26 protein-coding genes, 4 tRNA genes and 3 rRNA genes are annotated in these 26236 nt (G+C 43.3%); 23 read left to right on the forward strand and 10 right to left on the reverse strand.

What is annotated here, in order from left to right; all coding sequences use genetic code 11:
• Window positions 1-15: 15 nt before the first annotated feature.
• Window positions 16-579, reverse strand: a complete 564-nt coding sequence (locus NSS78_RS02885) for an XRE family transcriptional regulator (protein ID WP_003214401.1) — start codon at window positions 577-579, stop codon at window positions 16-18.
• Window positions 580-690: 111 nt separating this feature from the next.
• Between NSS78_RS02885 and NSS78_RS02890 the strand changes: the two genes are divergently transcribed.
• Window positions 691-1278, forward strand: coding sequence for a LysE family transporter (locus NSS78_RS02890; RefSeq protein ID WP_003214091.1), 588 nt, complete (start codon window positions 691-693; stop codon window positions 1276-1278).
• Between the two features lie 4 nt (window positions 1279-1282).
• Here the strand turns inward: NSS78_RS02890 and NSS78_RS02895 are convergent, their stop codons facing one another.
• Window positions 1283-1834 carry a GNAT family N-acetyltransferase gene (locus tag NSS78_RS02895; RefSeq protein WP_309217894.1) on the reverse strand — a complete coding sequence of 184 codons (552 nt, stop codon included), beginning with the start codon at window positions 1832-1834 and terminating at the stop codon, window positions 1283-1285.
• Window positions 1835-1956: 122 nt separating this feature from the next.
• Entirely contained in the window at window positions 1957-2850 is an 894-nt protein-coding gene (locus tag NSS78_RS02900) for a LysR substrate-binding domain-containing protein (protein ID WP_137055591.1), read from the reverse strand.
• Window positions 2851-3050: 200 nt separating this feature from the next.
• Between NSS78_RS02900 and NSS78_RS02905 the strand changes: the two genes are divergently transcribed.
• The 3 genes from NSS78_RS02905 to NSS78_RS02915 all read left to right on the forward strand — a co-directional run bounded on the left by NSS78_RS02905 (window position 3051) and on the right by NSS78_RS02915 (window position 5189).
• Window positions 3051-4040 (forward strand): aldo/keto reductase family protein, encoded by a 990-nt coding sequence (locus tag NSS78_RS02905; RefSeq protein WP_050945658.1) that lies wholly within the window; start codon window positions 3051-3053, stop codon window positions 4038-4040.
• 152 nt (window positions 4041-4192) lie between these two features.
• Window positions 4193-4378: a CsbD family protein gene (locus NSS78_RS02910; RefSeq protein ID WP_003213978.1), complete on the forward strand. Its 186-nt coding sequence runs from the start codon at window positions 4193-4195 to the stop codon at window positions 4376-4378.
• 148 nt (window positions 4379-4526) lie between these two features.
• Entirely contained in the window at window positions 4527-5189 is a 663-nt protein-coding gene (locus NSS78_RS02915; protein WP_106030210.1) for an O-methyltransferase, read from the forward strand.
• A gap of 36 nt (window positions 5190-5225) precedes the next feature.
• Here NSS78_RS02915 and NSS78_RS02920 read toward each other — a convergent pair whose 3' ends face one another.
• Both NSS78_RS02920 and NSS78_RS02925 read right to left on the reverse strand, forming a co-directional pair.
• Window positions 5226-5546, reverse strand: a complete 321-nt coding sequence (locus NSS78_RS02920) for an AzlD domain-containing protein (RefSeq protein WP_106030211.1) — start codon at window positions 5544-5546, stop codon at window positions 5226-5228.
• Window positions 5543-6268: an AzlC family ABC transporter permease gene (locus tag NSS78_RS02925; RefSeq protein ID WP_003214127.1), complete on the reverse strand. Its 726-nt coding sequence runs from the start codon at window positions 6266-6268 to the stop codon at window positions 5543-5545. Before NSS78_RS02925 ends, NSS78_RS02920 begins: the two co-directional genes overlap by 4 nt.
• Before the next feature lie 293 nt (window positions 6269-6561).
• Here NSS78_RS02925 and NSS78_RS02930 point away from each other — a divergent pair, with 293 nt between their 5' ends.
• Together NSS78_RS02930 and NSS78_RS02935 are read left to right on the forward strand one after the other, a co-directional pair.
• Entirely contained in the window at window positions 6562-7437 is an 876-nt protein-coding gene (locus NSS78_RS02930) for a DMT family transporter (protein ID WP_034620208.1), read from the forward strand.
• A gap of 72 nt (window positions 7438-7509) precedes the next feature.
• The gene (locus NSS78_RS02935; RefSeq protein ID WP_050945662.1) at window positions 7510-8529 is read left to right on the forward strand and encodes a S66 peptidase family protein; all 1020 of its coding nucleotides are present in this window, start codon (window positions 7510-7512) and stop codon (window positions 8527-8529) included.
• A 192-nt stretch (window positions 8530-8721) separates the two neighbouring features.
• Here the strand turns inward: NSS78_RS02935 and gltP are convergent, their stop codons facing one another.
• Window positions 8722-9972 (reverse strand): glutamate-aspartate/proton symporter GltP, encoded by a 1251-nt coding sequence (gene gltP / locus NSS78_RS02940; protein WP_034620243.1) that lies wholly within the window; start codon window positions 9970-9972, stop codon window positions 8722-8724.
• A 369-nt stretch (window positions 9973-10341) separates the two neighbouring features.
• Here gltP and NSS78_RS02945 point away from each other — a divergent pair.
• The 12 genes from NSS78_RS02945 (at window position 10342) to tsaD (ending at window position 19588) form a co-directional block, all read left to right on the forward strand.
• Window positions 10342-10418: transfer RNA gene (locus tag NSS78_RS02945), tRNA-Arg, on the forward strand.
• 11 nt (window positions 10419-10429) lie between these two features.
• Window positions 10430-10503, forward strand: a tRNA-Gly gene (locus NSS78_RS02950).
• A 180-nt stretch (window positions 10504-10683) separates the two neighbouring features.
• Window positions 10684-12232, forward strand: a 16S ribosomal RNA gene (locus NSS78_RS02955).
• Window positions 12233-12414: 182 nt separating this feature from the next.
• Window positions 12415-15345, forward strand: a 23S ribosomal RNA gene (locus NSS78_RS02960).
• A gap of 61 nt (window positions 15346-15406) precedes the next feature.
• Window positions 15407-15522 (forward strand): 5S ribosomal RNA (gene rrf, locus NSS78_RS02965).
• The 16S, 23S and 5S rRNA genes sit together here with 4 tRNA genes alongside, the layout of an rRNA operon.
• An 18-nt stretch (window positions 15523-15540) precedes the next feature.
• Window positions 15541-15617: transfer RNA gene (locus tag NSS78_RS02970), tRNA-Met, on the forward strand.
• Between the two features lie 4 nt (window positions 15618-15621).
• Window positions 15622-15698, forward strand: a tRNA-Asp gene (locus tag NSS78_RS02975).
• Window positions 15699-15975: 277 nt separating this feature from the next.
• The gene (gene thiL, locus NSS78_RS02980) at window positions 15976-16953 is read left to right on the forward strand and encodes a thiamine-phosphate kinase (RefSeq protein WP_212046619.1); all 978 of its coding nucleotides are present in this window, start codon (window positions 15976-15978) and stop codon (window positions 16951-16953) included.
• A 13-nt stretch (window positions 16954-16966) separates the two neighbouring features.
• A complete protein-coding gene (tsaE, locus tag NSS78_RS02985; protein WP_003214433.1) occupies window positions 16967-17443 on the forward strand; it encodes a tRNA (adenosine(37)-N6)-threonylcarbamoyltransferase complex ATPase subunit type 1 TsaE in 477 nt (158 codons plus the stop codon).
• Window positions 17424-18113, forward strand: coding sequence for a tRNA (adenosine(37)-N6)-threonylcarbamoyltransferase complex dimerization subunit type 1 TsaB (gene tsaB / locus NSS78_RS02990; RefSeq protein WP_050945669.1), 690 nt, complete (start codon window positions 17424-17426; stop codon window positions 18111-18113). Before tsaE ends, tsaB begins: the two co-directional genes overlap by 20 nt.
• Before the next feature lie 25 nt (window positions 18114-18138).
• Window positions 18139-18567, forward strand: a complete 429-nt coding sequence (rimI, locus tag NSS78_RS02995) for a ribosomal protein S18-alanine N-acetyltransferase (RefSeq protein WP_003214231.1) — start codon at window positions 18139-18141, stop codon at window positions 18565-18567.
• Window positions 18560-19588 carry a tRNA (adenosine(37)-N6)-threonylcarbamoyltransferase complex transferase subunit TsaD gene (gene tsaD, locus NSS78_RS03000; RefSeq protein WP_050945670.1) on the forward strand — a complete coding sequence of 343 codons (1029 nt, stop codon included), beginning with the start codon at window positions 18560-18562 and terminating at the stop codon, window positions 19586-19588. The genes rimI and tsaD overlap by 8 nt, the downstream gene beginning before the upstream one ends.
• A gap of 271 nt (window positions 19589-19859) precedes the next feature.
• Here the strand turns inward: tsaD and NSS78_RS03005 are convergent, their stop codons facing one another.
• Complete coding sequence (locus tag NSS78_RS03005; RefSeq protein ID WP_050945671.1) at window positions 19860-21782, reverse strand: ABC-F family ATP-binding cassette domain-containing protein; 1923 nt, start codon at window positions 21780-21782, stop codon at window positions 19860-19862.
• 139 nt (window positions 21783-21921) lie between these two features.
• On the opposite strand from NSS78_RS03005, the gene moaC reads away from it, so the two are divergent.
• The 4 genes from moaC to tatC are packed head-to-tail and all read left to right on the forward strand — an operon-like array spanning window position 21922 to window position 24054.
• Window positions 21922-22413, forward strand: coding sequence for a cyclic pyranopterin monophosphate synthase MoaC (gene moaC, locus NSS78_RS03010; RefSeq protein ID WP_025092758.1), 492 nt, complete (start codon window positions 21922-21924; stop codon window positions 22411-22413).
• Between the two features lie 15 nt (window positions 22414-22428).
• Window positions 22429-23082, forward strand: coding sequence for a redox-sensing transcriptional repressor Rex (locus tag NSS78_RS03015; RefSeq protein ID WP_003214118.1), 654 nt, complete (start codon window positions 22429-22431; stop codon window positions 23080-23082).
• Between the two features lie 27 nt (window positions 23083-23109).
• Window positions 23110-23289: a twin-arginine translocase TatA/TatE family subunit gene (locus NSS78_RS03020; protein ID WP_003214302.1), complete on the forward strand. Its 180-nt coding sequence runs from the start codon at window positions 23110-23112 to the stop codon at window positions 23287-23289.
• A gap of 6 nt (window positions 23290-23295) precedes the next feature.
• Window positions 23296-24054 (forward strand): twin-arginine translocase subunit TatC, encoded by a 759-nt coding sequence (tatC, locus tag NSS78_RS03025; RefSeq protein WP_106918411.1) that lies wholly within the window; start codon window positions 23296-23298, stop codon window positions 24052-24054.
• Between the two features lie 42 nt (window positions 24055-24096).
• On the opposite strand, the gene NSS78_RS03030 is transcribed toward tatC, so the two are convergent.
• Genes NSS78_RS03030 through NSS78_RS03040 form a run of 3 tightly spaced genes read right to left on the reverse strand, consistent with a single transcriptional unit; the run spans window position 24097 to window position 25702 of the window.
• A complete protein-coding gene (locus tag NSS78_RS03030; protein ID WP_050945673.1) occupies window positions 24097-24720 on the reverse strand; it encodes an NUDIX domain-containing protein in 624 nt (207 codons plus the stop codon).
• Between the two features lie 56 nt (window positions 24721-24776).
• Window positions 24777-24971, reverse strand: coding sequence for a YdiK family protein (locus tag NSS78_RS03035; RefSeq protein ID WP_003213897.1), 195 nt, complete (start codon window positions 24969-24971; stop codon window positions 24777-24779).
• The gene (locus NSS78_RS03040; RefSeq protein WP_050945674.1) at window positions 24968-25702 is read right to left on the reverse strand and encodes a CPBP family intramembrane glutamic endopeptidase; all 735 of its coding nucleotides are present in this window, start codon (window positions 25700-25702) and stop codon (window positions 24968-24970) included. The genes NSS78_RS03035 and NSS78_RS03040 overlap by 4 nt, the downstream gene beginning before the upstream one ends.
• Before the next feature lie 230 nt (window positions 25703-25932).
• Here NSS78_RS03040 and groES point away from each other — a divergent pair, with 230 nt between their 5' ends.
• On the forward strand, window positions 25933-26217 hold the full coding sequence (groES, locus tag NSS78_RS03045) for a co-chaperone GroES (RefSeq protein WP_003214120.1): 285 nt from the start codon (window positions 25933-25935) through the stop codon (window positions 26215-26217).
• The last annotated feature ends 19 nt before the right edge of the window (window positions 26218-26236 follow it).

Consider the following 26236-nt stretch of genomic DNA (forward strand, 5'->3'; position numbering starts at 1 on the left):
AGGTGGACAAGCCTGTCAGCTTTTTTCATGAGGATAATAAAGAATCATTTGCAGCCGGACCATTTGTTCTCCGGTTTGTTTATATGCATGCGTACGGTCCGCTTTAAAACGAATGGAGTCGCCGGCATTTAAGCTGTATTGCTCATCTCCAATGGATATATCAAGCGCTCCCTCAAAAACGGTAATCAATTCCTCTGTCCCGCCAATGTGCTCATTTGCATGCAACGACCCGCCAGGATCAATTTCTACTCGGTACACTTCAAATTTCCCCCGGTTATCAAAAGGAAAAGTCGTATATACGCGATATCGCCCATCATCTTCCGTTAAAATCTGTGCATCTTCATTGCGTACTACTTTGATTTCAGGCTGTGGTGCATGAATGAGCTCACTAAAAGATACCTTTAATCCGTTGGCGATTTTCCATAAAGTCGTGATGGTAGGGGTTGATTCTCCTCTTTCAATTTGTCCAATCATGGTTTTGCTGACACCTGTTAATTCTGCCATCTTTTCGAGGCTTAATTTCTTTTGGTCTCTAAGAAGCCTCACATTTTTAGAAATAATCGATTGTACATCTTCCATGAAAAAAACTCCTTTCTCTATTTACTTTATAAAGACCGAACGTTACAATAAAACGTAACATACGCAATAAAGTAATTAAAGTCTTAATAACGTACAAGGGAGGCGGCAACTATGATTCTTTCTATGTTGATCTATGCTTTTGTGAGCAGCTTTACCCCAGGGCCAAACAACATCATGGCCATGGTCTTTACGAATAAATATGGGGTCAAGCAAACATTTCGATTTTGTTTAGGTGTGGGTATCGGATTTCTCGTTATTTTGTGTTTGAGTTGCTTCTTTAATATCATTCTTTATCAAGTGATGCCGAAAATAGGCTGGGTCATGGCGTTCATCGGAGCTGCATACATGATTTATTTAGCGGTCAAAATCATGAAAAGTAAAGGCGGGGATGACGAAACACTTGATCGTTACAATCATTTTGTCCCTGGTATGATGCTGCAATTTATCAACCCAAAAGCGATCTTGTATGGATTGACTGTGATTTCAACATTTGTTTTGCCATATGGACAATCGAATATGCAGTATGTCATATGGACGCTGATTCTCGCACTTATTGGATTTCTCGGTACATTTAGCTGGAGCCTATTTGGCTCTTTGTATAAGCGCTTTTTGACTGCTTATGAAAGACCGTTCCAGTATGTCATGGGGCTGCTTCTAATATACAGTGCGATTTCAATGGTATGGGGTTATGTGATGTAAGTAGTCAGAAGCTTGGCCGCTGCCTGCCCATCACAACAGTATTGTAATAAAGTCCATCTGCCAGACGTTTATCATTTTTTAATACCCCTTCAATCAGAAAGCCATGGTGCTCATATAACCGAATGGCTTTTTGGTTCGTTTCTAGCACTTGAAGTGACATCTTCTGGATGCCTTGCTGATCAGCCCAGTCAATAGAAGTGGCTAAAAGCTCTTTGCCAATGTGATAGCCCCAAACATCCTTTTGAATGGCGACCCCAAAAGTCACTTTGTGAGCAGAGCGCTTGAGTGAATGTCCCTCACATCTGGAGAAACCAACAATTTCTCCTTCAATATCAGCGACCAAAAATAAATGCCTGCTTTTTTTGGTATCATCTTGAATCAACACCTCAAAATCTTTTTCATGAAGAAAGGCTTCGCCTGGTTCACGGTCTAAATATTCTGTTTCACCATCAATTTTCAGTCTGAGCGCTGATAACTGCTTGGCATCGCCAATTGCAGCAGACCGAATACGATAGGTCAAGTTACGAACGGTGAATATGTTTTCAGAGATAATCATAGAACACCAACCTTTCTTTCCATTATGTCTATCATACCTGAAACGTGTACATAGCAGGTGAAAGCTTTTAAGTCTGTCTTATAGATCATTATTTTTTAATCCAGCTGACCCTGGCTGGATTTTCATGATTTAGACTGAGAACTTAAATAGGCTTCTCTCACAACTGTTAAAAAGTGGTCAGCGACGGTTGATGTTTCATCTTGTCTCCATGAAACATATAAATTTACTTTTGGTGTAGTTTCTTGGATTTTTCTATAAACAACCCCTGAACGTTTTACGCTTTCTACTGAGGATGGAACCACAGAGATTCCCATTCCTGCAGCAACTAAATTCACAATCGTATGCATTTGAATAGCTTCCTGAACTACGTTTAAACTTATGCTATTTTCCCAAAAGTAGCTGATAATTAAATCATAAAATGCTGCACCTAGATGACGTGGGAACATGATAAATGGTTCATTGGCTAATAAATGAATTGGAACTTTGGGAAATGAAGCTAAAGGATGATTTTCTGGCAAAACCAAGCTTAATGATTCCTCACAACAAATTTCTGAGGTAAGTATCTTATTATTTTGGTTAGAACGAATAAATCCTATTTGAATTTCTTTCTTATATAGTGCTTTTAACTGCTGTTCTGTAGCCATTTCACATAAGACAAGTTGGATGTTAGGGAAACTTTCTCGAAACCTTTTAATAATATCAATCACAATATCAGTAGAATCAACGAAGCCGATCGTCAAATGACCTATTCTTCCGTCATCTGCAAGCTGTGTTGCTTTAATCGTTCTATCTACTTGAAGAAGCGTACGGCGGGCTTCTTCTAAAAATACTCTCCCCGAATCTGAAAGTTCAACCTGTCTTCTCGTTCTATGAAAAAGCGTAACACCTAACTCTTCTTCTAATTTGCGAATTTCCTGACTTAATGGAGGCTGTGCCATTTTAAGACGTTCAGCTGCCCGGCTAAAATTTAGTTCTTCAGCAACCATGATAAAATAACGTATTTGTCTCAGATCCATTTTTTATGCCCCCTATAAATTTCAACCTTGCTTATTGTGTAATTGATTACGAAGAATTGTTATTAAACTGTTTTGCGTTTTATTAATGGAAATATTTTTAGTTATATAAAATATATATATATTTATCAGAATATATATATTATACATATTAACGGCCTCTTTTTATAATGAAAGTATTCTTTCAAAAGGAGGGCATTATTATGGAGTATAGTAAACTTGGAAATAGTGGATTAACAATTAGTAAACTTGCATACGGAAACTGGATTAATCATGGTGGTAAGATAAATGAAGAAACTGCCCATGATTGTGTGAAAGCTGCTCTTGATGTTGGTATTACGACGTTTGATACTGCTGATGTTTATTCAGACACCAAGGCTGAAGAGATACTAGGCAGGTCTTTAAAAGGGATCCGGCGGGAGAGCATTGAACTATGTACAAAAGTATGTCATCCAACCGGTACTGGGAAAAACGATAGAGGATTATCACGCAAGCATATTTTGGAAAACTGTCATGCCTCTTTGCGACGTTTACAAACGGATTATATTGATATTTACTATGCACACAGGTTTGATCCAACTACACCTCTGGAAGAAACGATGTTAGCTTTCGCAGATTTAGTAAGACAGGGGAAAGTGAACTATATTGGTGTAAGTGAGTGGACAGCAGAACAAATTACTCGAGGGGCAGCGCTTGCACGAGAGCTAAAAGTCCCCCTAATTGCCAGCCAACCTCAATACTCCATGTTATGGAGAATCATTGAAAGTGATGTAATACCGACCTGTCAGCGCGAAGGACTTGGCCAGGTAGTATGGTCGCCTTTGGCCCAGGGAATCCTTACTGGAAAGTATCTCCCAGGAAAATCACTTCCGACTAATTCGCGTGCTAACTCACCTGCTGGAAAACCTTTTTTTAAAAACCTTGCTCAACGCTGGATGAATAATAATACCTTAGAGGCGATCCAAAAGCTTAAGCCCATCGCACAAGAGGTTGATCTTACTCTCGCTCAGCTTGCAATAGCATGGGTACTGCAAAATCAGAACGTTTCTGCAGCAATTATCGGTGCATCTAGTCCAGAACAGGTGAGGGAGAATGCTTTAGCATCTGAGGTGAAAATTGAAACTGAGATGATGAATCAGATTGACGAAATTCTAGGTGATCTTGTTGAGTACGATCAGAGTAAAACAGGTTAAAGCTTTTAAGTCTATCTTATAGATCATTATTTTTAATCCAGCCGACCTTGGCTGGATTTTCTTGTTGCTGTAGTTTCTTGGATCGCACACTCAGATGTTTTGTATCTGTGAAAAAGGCTAAATGAATAGTATCAAACGTGGAGGTGGAACAAATGAGTGAAGAAAAAGGACATATGGATAAAGCGAAAGGAAAAACAAATCAAGCCAAAGGTCAATTGAAAGAGAAACTTGGCGAAGCAACAGATCATCAAAACCTGAAAGCAGAAGGGAAAAAGGATCAAGCCAAAGGAAAGCTTCAAGATAAAAAAGGGGATTTGAAAAATCACCTGAACCAGTAAATCCGAAAACATGGCACTGCTTCATGTCTCCATCATGACATGTCTTTCATCAATAAAATGAATAGATGTGTGAAAAGAATTGATTATACGCGCTCGCTATCATCATGTAGACTTGAGACAGAAGACATGATCAAGGGAGATGGTTGAGATGAAGCAAGTGTGGGAGAAAGTTGACGAGTATATCACAGACAAGTTGATTCCTAAAGATGATGTTTTGGAGCAAGCTCTTACTCATAATAAGCAAGCAGGCCTGCCAGAAATTGATGTGTCACCAGCTCAAGGGAAAATGCTTTATTTATTAGCAAAAACCAAGAATGCAAAGCGCATTTTAGAGATCGGGACACTTGGTGGATACAGTACCATTTGGTTGGCGCGTGCTCTTGAAGAGGATGGAGAACTCATCACATTAGAGGCTGTCAGCCACCATGTACAGATTGCTCAGCAAAACATTAGTAGAGCGGGCTTATCGGAACGGGTGAGCATTTTGCAAGGAAAGGCATTGGATACGCTAGCCCAGTTAAAAGAGAGGGATGTGCTTCCATTCGATTTGATTTTCATTGATGCAGATAAACCGAACAACCCGAAATATCTAAAGTGGGCGTTACACTTCTCAAAAAAGGGAACAGTCATTATTGCAGACAATGTCGTGAGAAATGGAGCAGTCCTTCATGACTCTGATGGGGATGAGCGAGTTCAAGGAACTCGTGAATTTTTCAATTTACTCAAACAAGAGTCAAGAATAGAGGCTACAGCCATTCAAACTGTTGGTGAAAAGGGTTACGATGGATTTGTATACGGAATCGTAAAATGAAACAAAGCTTAACCACATGCGGTTAAGCTTTTTCTTTTAAAAAAACCATCTGGCAGTCCCCATCAGCAGGACGCCTACAAGAACAGTAAGTGATAAGCTCTTTGTCCAAACAGCGATCACGACGGTCGGAACCAAGACAGCAAGGTACATCCAGTGAATGGTGACACCTGTTGTGGTATGAATGAACAAATGCTCTGCAATCAAAGCCGTAAAGATACAAATGGGAATAAACGATAACCACTTGAGCACCACTTCAGGAAGCTCGATACTTCGTACAAATATAAAGGGAACGACCCTTGGAATCACAGTGACAATCATACAGCCGAGAATGAGCCACATCATAAAACTGCTGATCATTTATCTGTCACCACCCCAATGGTTGCGACAATTATGGTGGCTAATAGAACAGCCACGTGTGATGGAACAAAATGAAGCAGGACAAACATCGCAACGACCATATACAAAACAAGTGACAGGCGATGGGTTAATTTACTTTTAGGCACAGTTTGCAAAGAAAGAACCAGCAGTGCAGCAAACATAGCGGAAAGAGCAAAATCAAGACCAAGTGCTTCAGGATTTGAGATCCAGTGTCCAAAAATGCCGCCAAGTATACAGGCAGCAATCCAGCACAAATAAGCCGTTATGTTCAGCCCGTGCATCCACCGGTTATTCAGCTTTCCATGCTGAGCTAATTTATTCATGGCTACGCCAAAGGATTCATCAGTCAGCAATAGACCGAATCCAATATTTTGTTTTAAAGAGTAGCGTGTAAAATGAGGAGCCAGCGTCAGGCTTAGTAATAAATGACGCAGATTCACAATAAATGTAGTGAGAATAATAGCGGAAAGGGGGCTTCCCGTGACAAGCAGTGCACAGATAATAAACTGTGAAGCACCTGCGTAAATAAAGATTGCTAGAAGCGCAATGTCCCATAGGCTCAACTGTGCGCTAATTCCAACAATTCCAAAGGCAAACCCGATACTCATATAACCAAGCAGGGTTGGCACACAATCTTTTATTCCCTCGAGAAATGGTTCATGTTCCGTGCTGGGAATATGTTTTCTAGCTTCAATATCCAACGACCTCTACTCCTTTTCTGCGTGACGACCTATAGTTTTACTTACTATATGAAAACGAATTTAGCATGTCAATAGCCCCTTATCTTCTATTATATAAAGAAAAAAGGTGCAAAAAGGATTGAAGTCATCCAGAATATGTTATAAAGTATCAGAAAATAAAAAAATTGGAGTGACGACAATGCTGTGCAAACCTTTGTTTGAACATGATGTTCCAAATGCCCTCCGTCCATAACGGAGAGTGATCTCCGTTTGTGGATATGGTATTCAAAATATCCAATAACGGAGGGAAAATGATGAATGAAAAATATATAGGCGCCCTTTACCTAGCAATCGCAGCAAGTATTTGGGGTGGCATGTACGTTGTTGTCAAAGTAACAGTAGCGGTTGTCCCGCCACTTGAGCTCGTCTGGATGAGATATGCTGTAGCAGGAGTCGTGTTGGTGATCACCATTTGGCGCTTGGGCTATTCCTTTCGATTAGATAAAAAAGATATCCCCCTTATGGTGTTGATTGGGCTGATCGGAAATTTCCTTTCAATCGTGACCCAAGAAATTGGGACGATGTATACCTCTGCACAAATGGGGGCTGTTATTACATCTGCAACTCCTGCGTTTATGGTGCTGTTTGCTTTCTTTCTATTAAAAGAAGCCATGACTGTTCGAAAGTGCGCATCCATCCTGCTTGCTACAGCAGGTGTATGGCTCATGATTGGACCAGTTGCAGTACAGACAGATGAATTTGTCGGTGGTCTTTCATTGGTCTTCGCTGCTTTAACATGGGCGCTGATGTCTGTTTTGCTCAAACGTGTTCCAGGAAAGTATCCTCAGGTGGTGACAACCACATATGCGATCATCATTGCATTCATTGTTTTAACACCGCCTGTATTATTTCGTTTACCTCACCTAGATGTGGAACAGATGGCAAGGCCGGAGATTTGGGGCGGTATTCTTTATCTAGGCATCATCTCAACAGCTCTAGCATTCTTTTTATGGAATAGAGGGCTTCAATTAATGGATGCCTCAAGCGGCGGTTTGTTCTTTTTCTTTCAACCGATCGTAGGTGCCGTTCTTGGCTGGCTGCTTTTGGGAGAAGAAATGGGATTACGCTCATTCATTGGCATTCTATGTATCTTTGCAGGTGTCTATACTGTGCTGCGTCAAAAGGAATAAAAGAAGATGTCCCTTGTAATAGGGGCATCTTCTTTATAAATGAGAGATTGAGAGAGGATGGAGGGAAATAGGATGATACAATTTCCACAATTACAAAAAGGACAAACAATTGGCGTCACAGCACCTTCCTCAGGTGTACAGCCATCTTTGCATGACATGTTTCAGCTCTCATGCGAGCGAATGAAAAAAAGAGGCTATGATGTCATATGTGGAGATACGGTATGGCACCAGGAAAAGGCAAAATCAGCTCCTGCCGTAGAACGAGCAAAGGAGCTTCAGTACATGATGACCTGTGATGAGATTGATCACATCATCCCGCCATGGGGAGGGCAGCTTCTGATGGAGGTGTTAGAGCACCTTGATTTCTCATCGATGCAAAAAAAGTGGATTCTTGGTTACTCGGATACGAGTGCGCTTCTGCTGGCGTTAACTTTAAAAACAGGCATTGCCACTGCGCATGGACCGAACCTAGTAGATCTTCAGGGAGAAGAGCTTGATCAAACGACTGTCATGTGGGAAGAAGTACTTTCAACAAAAGGGGAAATGGACATCAGCCAATATTCTTCATCTATGTATCAAAAGGAATGGCAGTATGACAATCCGATTGAACATGTTTTTCATTTAACAGAACCGACCGCATGGCATACGGTTGATCGACAAGAAAAGATGGTAAAGGGGAGGCTAATGGGCGGCTGTATTGATGTCATACGCCACTTAGCTGGGACGCCTTTTGGAGATGTCAAAGCTTTTCAAAAAACATTCTTAAAAGATGAACCAATTCTCTGGTACTTTGAAAACTGTGAATTAAACGCTGCAAGTATGAAGAGATCGCTTGTTCAATTGAAACTAGCAGGATGGTTTGACCATTGTTCAGGTATTATGTTTGGGCGAAGTGCAGTAGATGTGCCTGTGGAAGGGTATCAGTATCATGATGTATATGAAGAATTACAAAAGGAATTACAAATCCCCATTTTTTACGATATAGATTGTGGGCATGTCCCGCCGCAAATGACGCTGATTAATGGCGCATATGCAGAAGTGCAGCTGCAACCTCAAGGCAAAGCGGTCCTAAAGCAAGCATTTTTATCATAAGAAAAGGAAAGGGGAAGCCCTTTCCTTTTGTTTTCTTTTCAGCGTGATAGAAAACCTTTGAAGTCTAGGAAGGACGAGTACTGGAGCGGAGCGAATTTGACATTCGTGAGCACCGGAGCGCAGGACTGACAACGAATGCGAGGGTTTGTCTACACGCTGAAGGAAAGGGGAAGCCCTTTCCTTCATATAACACTACATTCCTTTTGTTTCTTCACCTGCTTTTGGAACTTCCCAAGCAGACTCGCGGAATACTTTCTCCCATTTCGATACGACAATACATGCAACGGCATGACCTGGAACATTCACACCTGTTCGTGCCATATCCATAATTCGATCGACACCGGCGATAATGGCGACGCCTTCTGCTGGAAGACCTACTGCATGGGCGGTCGCCAAAAGGACGACGAGTGAACCGGATGGCACCGCTGCAATCCCTTTACTCGTTAACACAAGAACAAGCATCATCAAAAGCTGCTGTGACAAACTCATGTCGACACCAAACGCTTGTGCAAGAAACACACAGGAAACCGATAAATATAAACTGGACCCATCACAATTGAGAGAAAGACCAGATGGAATGACAAAGGAGACAATTCTTTTCGGACAGCCGTATTTCTCCATTCGTGACATAAGCTGAGGAAGGACGGTTTCTGTACTTGTAGTAGAGAAGGCAACCAAGAACAAATCCCAAATCATTTTTAAAACTTCGAAGTAGTTAAAACGGAAGATCAGTGCGACCAGAGGGAACAAAGCAAAGAGAATAATGAATAAACCTAAAAATACAGTCCCAACAAGCTTCATCATTGGAATTAATAACACAATGCCATATTGACCAACGGAAGCAGCCATTAATGCAAGCACTCCAATAGGTGCTGTCACCATGACCATCTGCGTTAGCTTAAACATAATTTGTGCCACTGATTCAAAGAAGTTGAGAACAGGAGCGGATGCCTTACCGATACCGCTAGCCGCTACACCAAATAATATGGCGAAGAAAATGACAGCTAGTAAATCATTTTGAGCCATGACATCGACGATATTCGTTGGAATGATATCGAGTACCATTTGTTTAAAGTCGACGACTTTCTGCGTATAGCCGTCTAATTCACCAATATCTTTCTTAGCTAATTTAGAGAAATCAAGGCCAACGCCAGGCTTTAGAACATTAGCCAGCAATAGACCAATTCCTAGAACGATGGTTGTGATGACCTCAAACCAAATGATCGTCTTTAATCCTAGGCTTCCCATTTTCTTCATACCACCACTGCCGGCTGCACCAATAACAATGGTAGAGAAAACGATAGGAACAACAATCATTTTAATCAACCTGATGAATCCATCTCCAATTGGCCTGAGAGCCATCCCGAAGTCAGGAAAGAAATGGCCGATAAGAGCTCCTATCACCAAAGCGATCATGATTTGAAAAGCGACGAACTTTTTCATCATCTCCTACCCCCTTTAAATGCTTGGAAAATTTTAAGAATTTTCCAATAAATAAAAATTCTATGTGACCATGTTTTGTCCTCCTTTGGATTTAGAAAGATTTTATTTAAGAATCATTGGAATTATGAAGAAAGGGAAGAAAATAGGGCTATTGCATTTCTATTTATCTAAGAAAAAACGACTTCTTAAAAAACATGAAATTTTTTTAGAAAAATGTATTGACCCTTTTATGTGATCCATGGTATATTTTTATTCGTCGCTGATGACGTATTTGAAACAAAGACATTCAAACACATGCGACAAACAAATCTCAAAAAGATATTGACTTGATAAAAACGATATGTTAAGATAATTAAGTCGCCTGATTAAGCGCCCGTAGCTCAATTGGATAGAGCGTTTGACTACGGATCAAAAGGTTAGGGGTTCGACTCCTCTCGGGCGCGCCAATACAAACCACGCGGGTGTAGTTTAGTGGTAAAACCTCAGCCTTCCAAGCTGATGTCGTGAGTTCGATTCTCATCACCCGCTCCATTTTTTGAAATATGATCTTTGAAAACTAAACAAGACAAAACGTACCTGTTAATTCGAGTTTTTATAAAAAATCCTATGTTATATCATAGGTAGTCAGTCAAACGCTGACGAGGCAGGAAATGATCACATACTAAGTTCGCTACATCGTGTAGCAACGCATGTGTGATATGCATCCTGCATACCTCGGAGAGTTTGATCCTGGCTCAGGACGAACGCTGGCGGCGTGCCTAATACATGCAAGTCGAGCGGACAGAAGGGAGCTTGCTCCCGGATGTTAGCGGCGGACGGGTGAGTAACACGTGGGTAACCTGCCTGTAAGACTGGGATAACTCCGGGAAACCGGAGCTAATACCGGATAGTTCCTTGAACCGCATGGTTCAAGGATGAAAGACGGTTTCGGCTGTCACTTACAGATGGACCCGCGGCGCATTAGCTAGTTGGTGGGGTAATGGCTCACCAAGGCGACGATGCGTAGCCGACCTGAGAGGGTGATCGGCCACACTGGGACTGAGACACGGCCCAGACTCCTACGGGAGGCAGCAGTAGGGAATCTTCCGCAATGGACGAAAGTCTGACGGAGCAACGCCGCGTGAGTGATGAAGGTTTTCGGATCGTAAAGCTCTGTTGTTAGGGAAGAACAAGTGCGAGAGTAACTGCTCGCACCTTGACGGTACCTAACCAGAAAGCCACGGCTAACTACGTGCCAGCAGCCGCGGTAATACGTAGGTGGCAAGCGTTGTCCGGAATTATTGGGCGTAAAGGGCTCGCAGGCGGTTTCTTAAGTCTGATGTGAAAGCCCCCGGCTCAACCGGGGAGGGTCATTGGAAACTGGGAAACTTGAGTGCAGAAGAGGAGAGTGGAATTCCACGTGTAGCGGTGAAATGCGTAGAGATGTGGAGGAACACCAGTGGCGAAGGCGACTCTCTGGTCTGTAACTGACGCTGAGGAGCGAAAGCGTGGGGAGCGAACAGGATTAGATACCCTGGTAGTCCACGCCGTAAACGATGAGTGCTAAGTGTTAGGGGGTTTCCGCCCCTTAGTGCTGCAGCTAACGCATTAAGCACTCCGCCTGGGGAGTACGGTCGCAAGACTGAAACTCAAAGGAATTGACGGGGGCCCGCACAAGCGGTGGAGCATGTGGTTTAATTCGAAGCAACGCGAAGAACCTTACCAGGTCTTGACATCCTCTGACAACCCTAGAGATAGGGCTTTCCCTTCGGGGACAGAGTGACAGGTGGTGCATGGTTGTCGTCAGCTCGTGTCGTGAGATGTTGGGTTAAGTCCCGCAACGAGCGCAACCCTTGATCTTAGTTGCCAGCATTTAGTTGGGCACTCTAAGGTGACTGCCGGTGACAAACCGGAGGAAGGTGGGGATGACGTCAAATCATCATGCCCCTTATGACCTGGGCTACACACGTGCTACAATGGACAGAACAAAGGGCTGCGAGACCGCAAGGTTTAGCCAATCCCATAAATCTGTTCTCAGTTCGGATCGCAGTCTGCAACTCGACTGCGTGAAGCTGGAATCGCTAGTAATCGCGGATCAGCATGCCGCGGTGAATACGTTCCCGGGCCTTGTACACACCGCCCGTCACACCACGAGAGTTTGCAACACCCGAAGTCGGTGAGGTAACCTTTATGGAGCCAGCCGCCGAAGGTGGGGCAGATGATTGGGGTGAAGTCGTAACAAGGTAGCCGTATCGGAAGGTGCGGCTGGATCACCTCCTTTCTAAGGATATATGGAGCAGCGTGCGTTTTCGTCTTGTTTAGTTTTGAAGGATCATTCCTTCAAGACATGTCTCTAGCGAGACAGGATTGTTCTTTGAAAACTAGATAACAATAAGTAATACATTCACATTGAATGCAATGCAAAGTTCATCACACATAGTGATTCTTTCTAAAGTAAGAAATGGTTAAGTTAGAAAGGGCGCACGGTGGATGCCTTGGCACTAGGAGCCGATGAAGGACGGGACGAACACCGATATGCTTCGGGGAGCTGTAAGCAAGCTTTGATCCGGAGATTTCCGAATGGGGAAACCCACTGCTCGTAATGGAGTAGTATCCATACTTGAATACATAGAGTATGAGAAGGCATACCCGGGGAACTGAAACATCTAAGTACCCGGAGGAAGAGAAAGCAAATGCGATTCCCTGAGTAGCGGCGAGCGAAACGGGAACAGCCCAAACCAAGAGGCTTGCCTCTTGGGGTTGTAGGACACTCTATACGGAGTTACAAAGGAACGATATAAGCGAAGAGGTCTGGAAAGGCCCGCCAAAGAAGGTAACAGCCCTGTAACTGAAATGTTGTTCTCTCCAGAGTGGATCCTGAGTACGGCGGAACACGTGAAATTCCGTCGGAATCCGGGAGGACCATCTCCCAAGGCTAAATACTCCCTAGTGACCGATAGTGAACCAGTACCGTGAGGGAAAGGTGAAAAGCACCCCGGAAGGGGAGTGAAATAGATCCTGAAACCGTGTGCCTACAAGTAGTCAGAGCCCGTTAAAGGGTGATGGCGTGCCTTTTGTAGAATGAACCGGCGAGTTACGATCCCGTGCAAGGTTAAGCAGAAGATGCGGAGCCGCAGCGAAAGCGAGTCTGAATAGGGCGCATGAGTACGTGGTCGTAGACCCGAAACCAGGTGATCTACCCATGTCCAGGGTGAAGTTCAGGTAACACTGAATGGAGGCCCGAACCCACGCACGTTGAAAAGTGCGGGGATGAGGTGTGGGTAGGGGTGAAATGCCAATCGAACCTGGAGATAGCTGGTTCTCTCCGAAATAGCTTTAGGGCTAGCCTCAAGGTAAGAGTCTCGGAGGTAGAGCACTGATTGGACTAGGGGCCCCTACCGGGTTACCGAATTCAGTCAAACTCCGAATGCCGATGACTTATCCTTGGGAGTCAGACTGCGAGTGATAAGATCCGTAGTCGAAAGGGAAACAGCCCAGACCGCCAGCTAAGGTCCCAAAGTATACGTTAAGTGGAAAAGGATGTGGAGTTGCTTAGACAACCAGGATGTTGGCTTAGAAGCAGCCACCATTTAAAGAGTGCGTAATAGCTCACTGGTCGAGTGACTCTGCGCCGAAAATGTACCGGGGCTAAACGTATCACCGAAGCTGCGGACTGTTCTTACGAACAGTGGTAGGAGAGCGTTCTAAGTGCTGTGAAGTCAGACCGGAAGGACTGGTGGAGCGCTTAGAAGTGAGAATGCCGGTATGAGTAGCGAAAGACGGGTGAGAATCCCGTCCACCGAATGCCTAAGGTTTCCTGAGGAAGGCTCGTCCGCTCAGGGTTAGTCGGGACCTAAGCCGAGGCCGAAAGGCGTAGGCGATGGACAACAGGTTGATATTCCTGTACCACCTCCTCACCATTTGAGCAATGGGGGGACGCAGGAGGATAGGGTAAGCGCGGTATTGGATATCCGCGTCCAAGCAGTTAGGCTGGGAAATAGGCAAATCCGTTTCCCGTAAAGGCTGAGCTGTGATGGCGAGCGAAATTTAGTAGCGAAGTTCCTGATTCCACACTGCCAAGAAAAGCCTCTAGCGAGGTGAGAGGTGCCCGTACCGCAAACCGACACAGGTAGGCGAGGAGAGAATCCTAAGGTGATCGAGAGAACTCTCGTTAAGGAACTCGGCAAAATGACCCCGTAACTTCGGGAGAAGGGGTGCTTCTTAGGGTGTTAAAGCCCCGAGAAGCCGCAGTGAATAGGCCCAGGCGACTGTTTAGCAAAAACACAGGTCTCTGCGAAGCCGTAAGGCGAAGTATAGGGGCTGACGCCTGCCCGGTGCTGGAAGGTTAAGAGGAGCGCTTAGCGTAAGCGAAGGTGCGAATTGAAGCCCCAGTAAACGGCGGCCGTAACTATAACGGTCCTAAGGTAGCGAAATTCCTTGTCGGGTAAGTTCCGACCCGCACGAAAGGCGCAACGATCTGGGCACTGTCTCAACGAGAGACTCGGTGAAATTATAGTACCTGTGAAGATGCAGGTTACCCGCGACAGGACGGAAAGACCCCGTGGAGCTTTACTGCAGCCTGATATTGAATGTTGGTACAGCTTGTACAGGATAGGTAGGAGCCTTGGAAACCGGAGCGCTAGCTTCGGTGGAGGCATCGGTGGGATACTACCCTGGCTGTATTGACCTTCTAACCCGCTGCCCTTATCGGGCAGGGAGACAGTGTCAGGTGGGCAGTTTGACTGGGGCGGTCGCCTCCTAAAATGTAACGGAGGCGCCCAAAGGTTCCCTCAGAATGGTTGGAAATCATTCGCAGAGTGTAAAGGCACAAGGGAGCTTGACTGCGAGACCTACAAGTCGAGCAGGGACGAAAGTCGGGCTTAGTGATCCGGTGGTTCCGCATGGAAGGGCCATCGCTCAACGGATAAAAGCTACCCCGGGGATAACAGGCTTATCTCCCCCAAGAGTCCACATCGACGGGGAGGTTTGGCACCTCGATGTCGGCTCATCGCATCCTGGGGCTGTAGTCGGTCCCAAGGGTTGGGCTGTTCGCCCATTAAAGCGGTACGCGAGCTGGGTTCAGAACGTCGTGAGACAGTTCGGTCCCTATCCGTCGCGGGCGCAGGAAATTTGAGAGGAGCTGTCCTTAGTACGAGAGGACCGGGATGGACGCACCGCTGGTGTACCAGTTGTTCTGCCAAGGGCATCGCTGGGTAGCTATGTGCGGACGGGATAAGTGCTGAAAGCATCTAAGCATGAAGCCCCCCTCAAGATGAGATTTCCCATTCCGCAAGGAAGTAAGATCCCTGAAAGATGATCAGGTTGATAGGTCTGAGGTGGAAGCGTGGTGACACGTGGAGCTGACAGATACTAATAGATCGAGGACTTAACCTATATTCTAATGTGAAGTTTGAACATTGTTATCTAGTTTTGAGAGAACATTCTCTCCATCAGGTTTGGTGGCGATAGCGAAGAGGTCACACCCGTTCCCATACCGAACACGGAAGTTAAGCTCTTCAGCGCCGATGGTAGTTGGGGGTCTCCCCCTGTGAGAGTAGGACGCCGCCAAGCTTGTTATATTTATATCGTCGCGGGGTGGAGCAGTTCGGTAGCTCGTCGGGCTCATAACCCGAAGGTCGCAGGTTCAAATCCTGCCCCCGCAACCAAAATGGTCCGGTAGTTCAGTTGGTTAGAATGCCTGCCTGTCACGCAGGAGGTCGCGGGTTCGAGTCCCGTCCGGACCGCCATTTTTATGACTTGTAAACGAAAACGTATAGTTTCGTTTTTTTTTATGTCTTTTTCTTTTCATACGTATCCAATATACATTGAATGGCTTTGTGTTTGGTTACACGTTATGTAAAAAGAAAAGATAGATCACTTCAACCCAGCCTGGTTTTTTCATACCAGGCTTTCTTTATATCATTTTTAATTGAAACTGAAACTCATATTGGCTTACACTAATACTAATTATGTCTGACATCGTGTCTATTCAATCAATTGATTGCATGAAGGGGCTGTCTTTTTATGGATGAATTTGATCTTATTCGCCGAATTACACCAAAAGAAACACATCAGCGTTCTTTGGTTATGGGTATCGGAGATGATGCAAGTGTTTATCAACCTCATTCACATTGTGAAGAGGTCGTTTGTGTTGATACAATGGTGGAGCATGTTCATTTTCGCTTTGATTTTTCCACACCTTTTGAGATTGGCTTTAAAGCACTAGCGGTCAATGTCAGTGATATCGCCGCAATGGGAGGAACCCCAAAGTATTATCTTGTATCAATTGCGATCCCGCCTCATGGTGATGAGACGATCGTTTCAGCTCTTTACGAGGGAATGAGAGCATTGGCTGATACTTATCATATGGATTTGATTGGTGGAGATACGGTTGCCACTCGCAGTGACTTTGTCATTACAGTGACGGTCATTGGCGAGGTACCAAATGGAAAAGCTTGTTATCGTCACAGTGCTCAGACAGGAGACGTCGTCTTTGTCACAGGTGAGCTTGGTTCATCAGCTGCTGGCTTATCACTTTTAATGAACGAAGTAGCCCCTCCCAAGGCAGTCGACACAGCCTTTTTTCTTGAGCGTCATAAAAAGCCTCAGCCCCACATTGCTGCTGGCCTCATTTGCTCAAGCTTCCCGCGGGTCACCTTGAATGATGTGAGTGATGGATTAGCGAGTGAGCTGAATGAGATAGCCGAAGCGAGTCGTGTGACGATAGAGATAGAAGCAAACAAGCTCCCTGTACATCCAAATTTACCAGTGCTGCGTAAAGACTGGCTGGAATGGGTGTTATTTGGCGGGGAAGACTTTGTATTAACTGGTACAATTTCAGAGGCTGATTGGGATAGCTTTGAAATGCAATGTAGAAAAAAAGACATTCAAGTCAAACGCATTGGACAAGTCAAAGGTGATCAAGCAGCAAGCGTTCTATTAAAAGACAATAAACAGCAAACAATGTTAATGAAAAAAGGATATAATCATTTTAAGAAATGAGGTGACATCAACTGTGAAATTAACGTGGACGACAAAAGGTGCGGATGAGACGAAACGAATTGCCGCTGCATTGGCCAAACTTGTGATGCCAGGCGATGTTTTGACATTAGAAGGAGATTTAGGCGCAGGCAAAACGACTTTTTCAAAAGGTTTTGCAGGAGGCTTAGGGATTACCCGTATCGTCAACAGCCCTACCTTTACGATTATTAAAGAATATACCGATGGCAGACTGCCACTTTATCATATGGATGTGTACCGCATGGAAGATGCGGAAGAAGATATCGGGCTCGAAGAATATTTTGAGGGCGAAGGTGTATGCTTGGTTGAGTGGGCACATCTCATTGGACCTCAATTGCCTTCCTCCTACTTGAAAATAGAAATGCTAAGAACAGAACGTGAAGAAGAACGTCATCTCACGTTTAGTGCAAAAGGGGAACGCTATGAGACCCTTTGTAAGGAGATGAAAGAATTTGACCATACTGGCAATTGATACGTCAAACCATACACTAGGAATTGCCCTTGTCAAAGATTCCACAGTGATTGGCGAGAGCATTACGTATTTAAAAAAGAACCATTCCGTCCGAGCGATGCCGACTGTTGAGGCATTGATGAAAGAATGTGGTGTAGCCCCAAGTGAACTAAGTAAAATTGTTGTAGCAAAAGGACCTGGTTCCTACACTGGGGTCCGAATTGGTGTGACCATTGCCAAAACACTCGCATGGACGCTGTCTATCCCGATATCGGCTGTTTCGAGTTTAGAAACACTTGCGGCAAATGGTCAATACTTTGATGGATGGATCTCGCCACTATTCGATGCGAGAAGAGGACAAGTTTATACTGGGCTATATACGTTTAAAGAAGGAAAAATCAAAGAGATCAAACCAGACCAAAATATCTTGCTCACGGATTGGCTTCATGAGCTGAAGCAGACAGGAAAGCCTGTCCTATTCCTTGGACAGGATGTGCATCTTCATGAAGAAAGCATTGGCTCCATTTTAGGAGAAACGGCTGTGATAGCGGAGGGAGCTTTTCATAACCCAAGACCTTCAATGCTTGCGTTTTTAGGGGCAGATCGTCCTGCTGAAGACGTCCATCAGCTTGTTCCTAACTATATTCGTTTGGCAGAAGCGGAAGTGAAATGGCTTGAAGGACAAAAATAATCTCAACATAACAGAGATTCGAAAAATGACAGTAGCGGACATTCCAGAGGTGTATACGATTGAAGTGCATTCGTTTACTGCCCCTTGGAAAAAAGAATCATTTGTCTATGAGATTCTTCATAACCAGTACAGCCATTATTTTCTCATTGAAGAAGATGAGCAGCCTGTTGGGTATTGCGGGGTCTGGATCGTCATGGACGATGCACAAATTACGAACATTGCGATTCTCCCTGAGCATAGAGGAAAGGGTTACGGGGAAGCATTGCTGCGATATGTCATGGAATTTTGTAAAGAAAAAAAGACAGATCATCTTTCTTTAGAGGTGCGGGTTTCAAATACACCCGCACAATCCCTTTATGAAAAGCTTGGTTTCAGACCAGCTTCTATTCGAAAGAATTATTATACGGATAATGGGGAAGATGCATTGGTCATGTGGGTGAATATAAATGAGTGAACAAACAGATCGATTTATATTAGGTATAGAGACCAGCTGTGATGAAACAGCGGCATCTATTGTGAAAAATGGGAAAGAAATTGTAGCGAATGTTGTCGCATCGCAAATAGAAAGCCATAAACGATTTGGCGGAGTTGTCCCAGAAATTGCTTCAAGGCATCACGTGGAGCAAGTCACCATCGTGTTAGAAGAAGTAATGGCACAGGCCAATATGAGCTTTCAGGATTTAGATGCCATTGCTGTCACAGAAGGACCGGGCTTAGTCGGTGCTCTTCTGATCGGTGTCAATGCAGCCAAGGCACTGAGCTTTGCTCATCAAATTCCTCTTGTTGGTGTACATCATATCGCGGGGCATATTTATGCAAACCAACTTGTAGATGAATTGCAGTTTCCATGTTTGGCTCTTGTCGTCTCTGGTGGACATACTGAGCTTGTACTAATGAAAGAGCACGGGTCTTTTGAGGTTATCGGAGAAACATTAGATGATGCGGCTGGAGAAGCTTACGATAAAGTGGCCCGGACGATGGGTCTCCCGTATCCAGGCGGACCTCATATTGATCGGTTAGCACATGAAGGAGAGCCAACGATTAAGCTTCCACGTGCATGGCTTGAAGAAGGTTCTTATCACTTTAGCTTTAGTGGATTAAAATCAGCTGTTATTAACACACTACACAATGCATCTCAAAAAGGAGAAACAATTGCTCCAGAGAATTTGGCAGCAAGTTTTCAAGCAAGTGTCATTGAGGTGCTTGTTGGGAAAACATTAAAAGCGGCAGAGGCCTATGGCGTCAAGCAAGTTGTCCTAGCTGGTGGAGTCGCTGCCAATAAAGGACTGAGAGAAGCCTTAACGATAGCATTCACGAAGCTTCCTGACGTGAAGGTCATTATTCCACCATTATCTCTTTGTACAGACAATGCAGCCATGATCGCTGCTGCTGGAACCATTGCGTTTGAAAAAGGTATAAGAGGCGATATGGCGATGAATGGCCAGCCGGGCTTACCGCTTGTCTCATATGAATGAAAACTCCTGTGGATACACAGGTTTTTTTCATTTTTAATGAAAGCGATTTATTCACAAGTAAACGTGATATATCCACAATTGTTAGAAAATTTCGTTTTAAAATGAAGTGGATCTGCACAAATACGTTCTTTTATGTGGATATGTGATTAAATCTCTGTGGATAAAGTGGATAAGTCCGATTTTTAAAAGAATAATAAAGAAGTTATTGTGGATATTAATGTGGATAAGAAATTTTCACTAAAAGAAAAAAGAGCACCCATTAGGGCACTCTTTACGATTCGGATAGCTCTTCCCACTCTGCGAAAAGGGATTCCAGCTCTTGATGAAGTGTATCGTTTTCTGTTTGAATGTTTTGGACCTTCTCGTGATCTTGAAAAATAGCAGGATCACATAGAAGCTCTTCATTTTCACCAAGCTTCGCTTCAATGACAGCAATCCGTTCTTCAATTTCCTCGATTCTGCGCTGCTTTTGTCTCTCTTTCTTTTTCAGTTCTTTTTCTTCCGCATAAGAAAGCTTTGCCGTTTCAACTGGCTTGGCTGCTTGTTTTTTCAGCGCTTCATTTTCTTGAATCGCTTCAAGCTCTAATTGTTCATTTTTCTTTTCAAGGTAGTAGTCATAATCACCGAGATACTCTTTTGTTTCTGTAGGCGACAGTTCGAATACTTTCGTTGCCAGACGGTTGATAAAATAACGGTCATGTGAGACAAATAAGATGGTTCCTGGGTAATCAATCAGTGCATTTTCTAAAATTTCCTTACTATCTAAGTCTAAATGGTTCGTAGGCTCATCAAGTATCAGGAAATTGGCTTTTTGGAGCATCAGCTTTGCCAGGGCAAGGCGCGCTTTTTCTCCACCGCTTAATGCATGAACGGGCTTTAAGACGTCGTCACCGGAAAAGAGGAAGTTCCCTAAACATGTTCGAATTTCTTTTTCATTCATATGAGGATAGTCATCCCAAAGCTCATTCAGCACTTTTTTGGAGGATGTCAGTTTGGCTTGTTCTTGGTCATAGTAGCCGATTGTGACATGAGATCCAAAGGTGATGTCGCCTTTTACAGGCTTTATTGTGTTCGTTAACGTTTTTAAAAGGGTTGATTTCCCGATCCCATTAGGACCAATGAGTGCCACGCTATCCTCTCGTTTGATCTGAAAAGAAAGAGAGGATAGGAGCGGTGTTTTTTCATCATAACGAATGTCGAGATCATGTACCTTCAGCACATCATTGCCGCTTTGTCTCGTAATATCAAAATGAAAGTTTGCAGATTTTTCATCACCTAATGGCTTATCTATACGATCCATCCGTTCCAGCTGCTTGCGTCTGCTCTGAGCGCGCTTTGTGGTTGAGGCTCTTGCTAGGTTGCGATCTACGAAATCCTGAAGCTTTGAGATTTCTTCTTGCTGCTTTTCGTAAAGCTTCATATCGCGCTCTAGCTGCTCAGCTTTCAGATCAAGATACTTACTATAGTTGCCTGCAAACTTTTTCATGGCAGTTCTTGAGACTTCATAAACATGGTTCACCACTTTGTCTAAGAAGTAGCGGTCATGGGACACGATCAGAATGGCGCCTGTATAATTTTGCAAATACTGCTCCAGCCATGATAAGGTATCAATATCTAAATGGTTGGTCGGCTCGTCCAGAATTAAGAGTTCTGGTTTCATTAATAAGAGCTTTCCAAGCGCTAGACGGGTTTTCTGGCCGCCGCTTAAGGATTGAACGGTTGTCCCATCTTCAAAGTGACTAAAGCCGAGCCCATGAAGAATGGAGCGGACGTCTGCTTCGTATTGATAGCCGCCTTGGTCTTTAAATTCCTGCTGTAGCCTGTCATAGGTTTTCATGAGGGAATCTAGCTCAGAACCTGTAGAGGAAGCCATTTTCTCCTCGATGGTTCTCATCTCTTGTTCCATCCTTTTCAAATGATCAAAAACCGATAATAATTCGTCTTTTAACGTACGTGTAGACGTCACATCGGTATGCTGTGCTAAATAGCCGATCGATAGGTCTTTCGGTTTGATGATCTCACCTTGCTCGTAAGACAATTGACCGGCAATGATTTTCAAAAGGGTGGATTTGCCTGCGCCGTTACGACCTACAATGGCAATCCGATCCCTTGCTTTGACTTCCAATTTTATATTCGTTAAAACGGTATCAGCACCAAACGATTTGGACAGCTGATTCACTTGTAGAATCATCATGTAACTTCACCTCTGCTATAATATGTTAAGTGTAGCTTATCAGCAGTAAACCAGCAAATGTTACATACAATCGCCATATTCAAATGAAAGACAGATAGGAAAAAATAGTGTATCATTTGAGTGAGGGAGCGTTGAAAAGATGAGTCAATTTAGCCACTTTAACGAACAAGGAAGAGCAAAGATGGTCGACATTAGTGACAAATCGTCTACCGTGAGAACCGCCGTTGCTGTTTCAAGTGTTCGTATGATAAAAGAAGTGTTTCATAAAATAGAGCAACGTGAAATTGGAAAAGGCGATGTGCTGTCTGTTGCACAGGTTGCTGGCATCATGGCAGCAAAGCAAACATCTACCATCATTCCAATGTGTCATCCGCTTGCACTAAAAGGTGTGGATATCTCCTTTGATTGGGAGGAAGACGGAAATGCGCACATTCTGAACATACAAGTACAAGTGAAAACAAAAGGAAGTACGGGTGTGGAGATGGAAGCGCTCACTTCTGCTTCAGTATGTGCACTGACTGTTTACGACATGTGCAAAGCGATTGATAAAGGCATGATCATCGGTCCTACCTATTTAATTGAAAAGACAGGCGGGAAAAACGGTGATTTTCACAGAGCATCTGATATTTAAGTTGGAGGACCTTATATGAATATAGATCAGTCAAAAATTCCACAAGCGACAGCCAAACGTTTGCCGCTATATTACCGTTTTTTAAAAAATCTGCATGCATCAGGAAAACAAAGGGTGTCATCAGCAGAGCTTAGTGATGCAGTCAAAGTGGATTCAGCTACCATTCGCCGAGATTTTTCGTACTTTGGTGCACTTGGGAAGAAGGGGTATGGCTATAATGTCGATTACCTTTTGACCTTCTTCAGAAAGACACTTGACCAAGATGAAATGACCAATGTCATGCTCATCGGTGTCGGGAATTTAGGGACTGCATTTTTACACTATAATTTCATCAAAAACAATAATACAAAAATTTCAATGGCTTTTGACGTCAATGAGAGTAAAATAGGAAGTGAGATAGGCGGCGTGCCTGTCTATGATTTGGATAAGCTTGAAGAGCATGTTCAAGAGGTAGGAGATATTCCTGTTGCCATTTTGACAGTACCTGCCGTAGCAGCTCAACCCATTACAGATCGTTTGATTGCCCTTGGCATCAAAGGAATCCTTAATTTTACGCCGGCTCGATTGAATGTGCCGGAACACATTCGAATTCATCATATAGATTTGGCGGTTGAACTTCAGTCACTTGTGTATTTCTTAAAGCATTACTCTGTTACACAGGAGGATTGACGAAAAGGGGTAAAGGGGGTGGAGCAAATGGGTCCGATCGGTCCTGGAAGTTTGGTTCTAATTGCGATTGTTGCGCTCATTATTTTTGGGCCGAAAAAGCTTCCTGAATTAGGAAGAGCAGCAGGAGATACATTACGTGAATTCAAAAATGCCACAAAAGGTTTAGCTGATGATCAGGAAGAAAAAAAGAAAAAAGAAGATCAGTAGAATAGGATGAGCTTCATGAATGTCAAAGATATGCCGCTTATGGAGCATATTGTGGAACTGCGAAAACGTTTAGTGATCATTGCGATGTTTTTTGTCGCCTTTATGGTGGCTGGTTTTTTTCTTGCTAAGCCGGTCATTGTGTATTTACAAAATACCGATGAAGCGGCCACACTGACACTGAATGCATTTAAGCTCACAGATCCGCTGTACGTGTTTATGCAGTTCGCATTTGTCATCGCTTTGGTTTTGACGTGTCCCGTGATTTTATATCAGCTTTGGGCGTTTGTGAGCCCCGGCTTATATGAAAAAGAAAGAAAGGTGACACTTGCTTATATTCCGATTGCACTGCTTTTATTTTTGAGCGGTGTGGCTTTCTCTTATTTTATTTTGTTTCCGTTTGTCGTTGATTTTATGATGCGAATGTCGAATGATTTAAATGTAGAGCAAGTCATTGGGATTCATGAGTATTTTACATTTCTGATGCAGTTAACACTTCCATTTGGCTTTTTGTTTCAGATGCCCGTTGTGTTGATGTTTCTCACAAGACTTGGCATCATCACACCGATGATTTTATCAAAAATACGGAAGTATGCCTACTTTGTCCTCCTTGTCATTGCCGCACTCATTACACCGCCAGAGCTTGTTTCTCACCTCATGGTTACCTTGCCGATGCTCGTTTTATACGAAGTGAGTATCGTCATTTCGAGAGTGACCTATCGCAAAATGCAGCAAACAGAGGAGAAAGAAAGTTATGATGTCACATAAAAAAGCATCGTGATCCAAATAAGGGTCACGATGCTTTTTCTATTATGAAAGGAATTGATTGATCGCTTGAAATAGATGCTGATAATAGGAAGGCTCATGCGGGACAAAATCTTGTATACAGACTACTCTGCTTTCCTCACGTCGTTCTCCGGCTTCATCAATTTCAAAGCCCTCCAGCTGCATGTTTTCATATTTTCTAGTGAAAAGCTGCTGTGCATCCATTAGCTTTGCTCTGTAAAGTCCAGCGACTTCTTCCTTTTGTAATTGAATGTTCATCTGCTCTTCTTGATGGACGTAAAGATAGACATGGCAACATTCACGATCAGTCAAATCGGGTAGATGGATTTCATCCTGTATAACTCCTGCAAAGGTCAAATCCTCAAAAGGTATAGTAAGACCGATCTCTTCTTCTACCTCTCTCATACCGTCAGAAGGCTGTTCATTTGCAAGAAGATGACCTGCTGCGGTGATATCAAAAAGAGAAGGGAAATCCTTTTTTGCGGGACTTCTTAGCTGAAAATAGAGATAGATGGTGTCATGTTCCTTTTTGAGAAGCCAAAAATGAAAGGTTTCATGCCAAAGGCCTTGGGCATGGATATCTGATCGGGCAGCGACTCCAATCGTTTCATGCTGCTCATTTAAGATGTTCAGTTTTTCTTGTTCCATGAAAACTTGTCCTCCATAAAAAAACCATTTTCCAAGTGCGGAAAATGGTTTTTGATTTATTTTTGCTGCTGTTTTTTGAGTTTGACAGAGAAGGCAAACATTTTAAGCGCGATATTAATATTATAGGCCGCAAACACCATCAGCAAAATGCTGTAAAATGACCACATGTCACCTGGATTTTGAATGGCCATATAGGTGAAAGCCACACCTACGGCAAAATAAATGATGCCCCATACAACAGGGTTTCTCATGAGAAAAAGCCTCCAATAATCATTTGCATTGTTTGAGATTGTTCTTCAATCATTTTTCTTACTGGCTCAATCTGCACAAGAATAACGAGTGAGTTCATCAGCATATGAGCAACGATTGGAACAATGATTCGTTTTGTTTTCGCATATAAAAAGGCAAAGGTAAAGCCCATTGCGGTATAAAGTAAGATATGAGCAAAATCGTTGTGTACAGCTGCGAATACGACTGAACTGACAAGCGCTCCAATGAAGAAATTTGTTTTTTCATAAATCACACCAAAAATGATTTTTCGAAAAATGATTTCCTCTAATATCGGTCCAATCAGGGCGATGACGATCACAAGCCATGGAACTGCATCCATTATGGCTAAAATGTTTTGAGTATTTTCGGATTCACGGCCAATGCCAAATGCATATTGTTCAATCGCTCCTGCAATCGATTGTGCAAAGAGGGAAAGAAAGAAACCACCAATGATCCAAGCGATTGCCGCGCCGACTGAAGCCGGTGCCTCATTTCGAAGTGAAGCTTTTGGCACAGTCCGAAGAATGAGCAGAATAATGATTAATCCGACACAGAAGCTGATAATTGTCCATGTACCTGACAATTTAGAGAGCTCTGCTTGTGTCATCGGTGTCTGAATGTAACCTAACCACTTCATGATGAATACATACGGAAACGCAGAAAACTGCACCAATATATACGTTAAGATGATGTACCAATATTGTTTTTTCAAGTAACGAAAACCCCTTTACTAAAAGAACTAGATTTATTGTAACACAAGTCTTCTTTTTCGATGAAAAGGAAAGAATCTGAGATGAAAAAAGATCATGAAAGCGTAAAAATTTTTAAAGGTTTTTACTTGAAATTGCAGAAGACATTCTTTATTATAATAAATGTGTTAGCACTCACTGGTGATGAGTGCTAAAAAAAGACTACATATAAAAATTGAGGAGGTTGTTTCTTATGTTAAAGCCATTAGGCGATCGCGTAATCATTGAACTCGTTGAATCTGAGGAAAAAACCGCTAGCGGTATTGTGTTACCGGATTCTGCAAAAGAAAAACCGCAAGAAGGTAAAATTGTTGCAGCAGGTTCAGGTCGTGTACTTGAAAGTGGTGAGCGCGTTGCGTTAGAAGTAAACACAGGCGACCGCATTATCTTCTCAAAATATGCAGGCACTGAAGTGAAATATGAAGGCAAAGAATATTTAATTCTTCGTGAGAGCGACATTTTAGCTGTTATTGGTTAATCACATAAAAAACATTGAG

The organism is Bacillus sp. FSL W8-0920 (genome assembly GCF_038593215.1).
Classification (GTDB): Bacteria; Bacillota; Bacilli; order Bacillales; family Bacillaceae; genus Bacillus; species Bacillus pumilus.

Bases quoted from the DNA above. Each gene is read 5' to 3' on its own strand.
- NSS78_RS02885 (WP_003214401.1), bottom strand. From the start codon at position 579: ATGGAAGATGTACAATCGATTATTTCTAAAAATGTGAGGCTTCTTAGA.
- NSS78_RS02890 (WP_003214091.1), top strand. From the start codon at position 691: ATGATTCTTTCTATGTTGATCTATGCTTTTGTGAGCAGCTTTACCCCA.
- NSS78_RS02895 (WP_309217894.1), bottom strand. From the start codon at position 1,834: ATGATTATCTCTGAAAACATATTCACCGTTCGTAACTTGACCTATCGT.
- NSS78_RS02900 (WP_137055591.1), bottom strand. From the start codon at position 2,850: ATGGATCTGAGACAAATACGTTATTTTATCATGGTTGCTGAAGAACTA.
- NSS78_RS02905 (WP_050945658.1), top strand. From the start codon at position 3,051: ATGGAGTATAGTAAACTTGGAAATAGTGGATTAACAATTAGTAAACTT.
- NSS78_RS02910 (WP_003213978.1), top strand. From the start codon at position 4,193: ATGAGTGAAGAAAAAGGACATATGGATAAAGCGAAAGGAAAAACAAAT.
- NSS78_RS02915 (WP_106030210.1), top strand. From the start codon at position 4,527: ATGAAGCAAGTGTGGGAGAAAGTTGACGAGTATATCACAGACAAGTTG.
- NSS78_RS02920 (WP_106030211.1), bottom strand. From the start codon at position 5,546: ATGATCAGCAGTTTTATGATGTGGCTCATTCTCGGCTGTATGATTGTC.
- NSS78_RS02930 (WP_034620208.1), top strand. From the start codon at position 6,562: ATGAATGAAAAATATATAGGCGCCCTTTACCTAGCAATCGCAGCAAGT.
- NSS78_RS02935 (WP_050945662.1), top strand. From the start codon at position 7,510: ATGATACAATTTCCACAATTACAAAAAGGACAAACAATTGGCGTCACA.
- gltP (WP_034620243.1), bottom strand. From the start codon at position 9,972: ATGAAAAAGTTCGTCGCTTTTCAAATCATGATCGCTTTGGTGATAGGA.
- thiL (WP_212046619.1), top strand. From the start codon at position 15,976: ATGGATGAATTTGATCTTATTCGCCGAATTACACCAAAAGAAACACAT.
- rimI (WP_003214231.1), top strand. From the start codon at position 18,139: ATGACAGTAGCGGACATTCCAGAGGTGTATACGATTGAAGTGCATTCG.
- tsaD (WP_050945670.1), top strand. From the start codon at position 18,560: ATGAGTGAACAAACAGATCGATTTATATTAGGTATAGAGACCAGCTGT.
- NSS78_RS03005 (WP_050945671.1), bottom strand. From the start codon at position 21,782: ATGATGATTCTACAAGTGAATCAGCTGTCCAAATCGTTTGGTGCTGAT.
- moaC (WP_025092758.1), top strand. From the start codon at position 21,922: ATGAGTCAATTTAGCCACTTTAACGAACAAGGAAGAGCAAAGATGGTC.
- NSS78_RS03015 (WP_003214118.1), top strand. From the start codon at position 22,429: ATGAATATAGATCAGTCAAAAATTCCACAAGCGACAGCCAAACGTTTG.
- NSS78_RS03020 (WP_003214302.1), top strand. From the start codon at position 23,110: ATGGGTCCGATCGGTCCTGGAAGTTTGGTTCTAATTGCGATTGTTGCG.
- tatC (WP_106918411.1), top strand. From the start codon at position 23,296: ATGAGCTTCATGAATGTCAAAGATATGCCGCTTATGGAGCATATTGTG.
- NSS78_RS03030 (WP_050945673.1), bottom strand. From the start codon at position 24,720: ATGGAACAAGAAAAACTGAACATCTTAAATGAGCAGCATGAAACGATT.
- NSS78_RS03035 (WP_003213897.1), bottom strand. From the start codon at position 24,971: ATGAGAAACCCTGTTGTATGGGGCATCATTTATTTTGCCGTAGGTGTG.
- groES (WP_003214120.1), top strand. From the start codon at position 25,933: ATGTTAAAGCCATTAGGCGATCGCGTAATCATTGAACTCGTTGAATCT.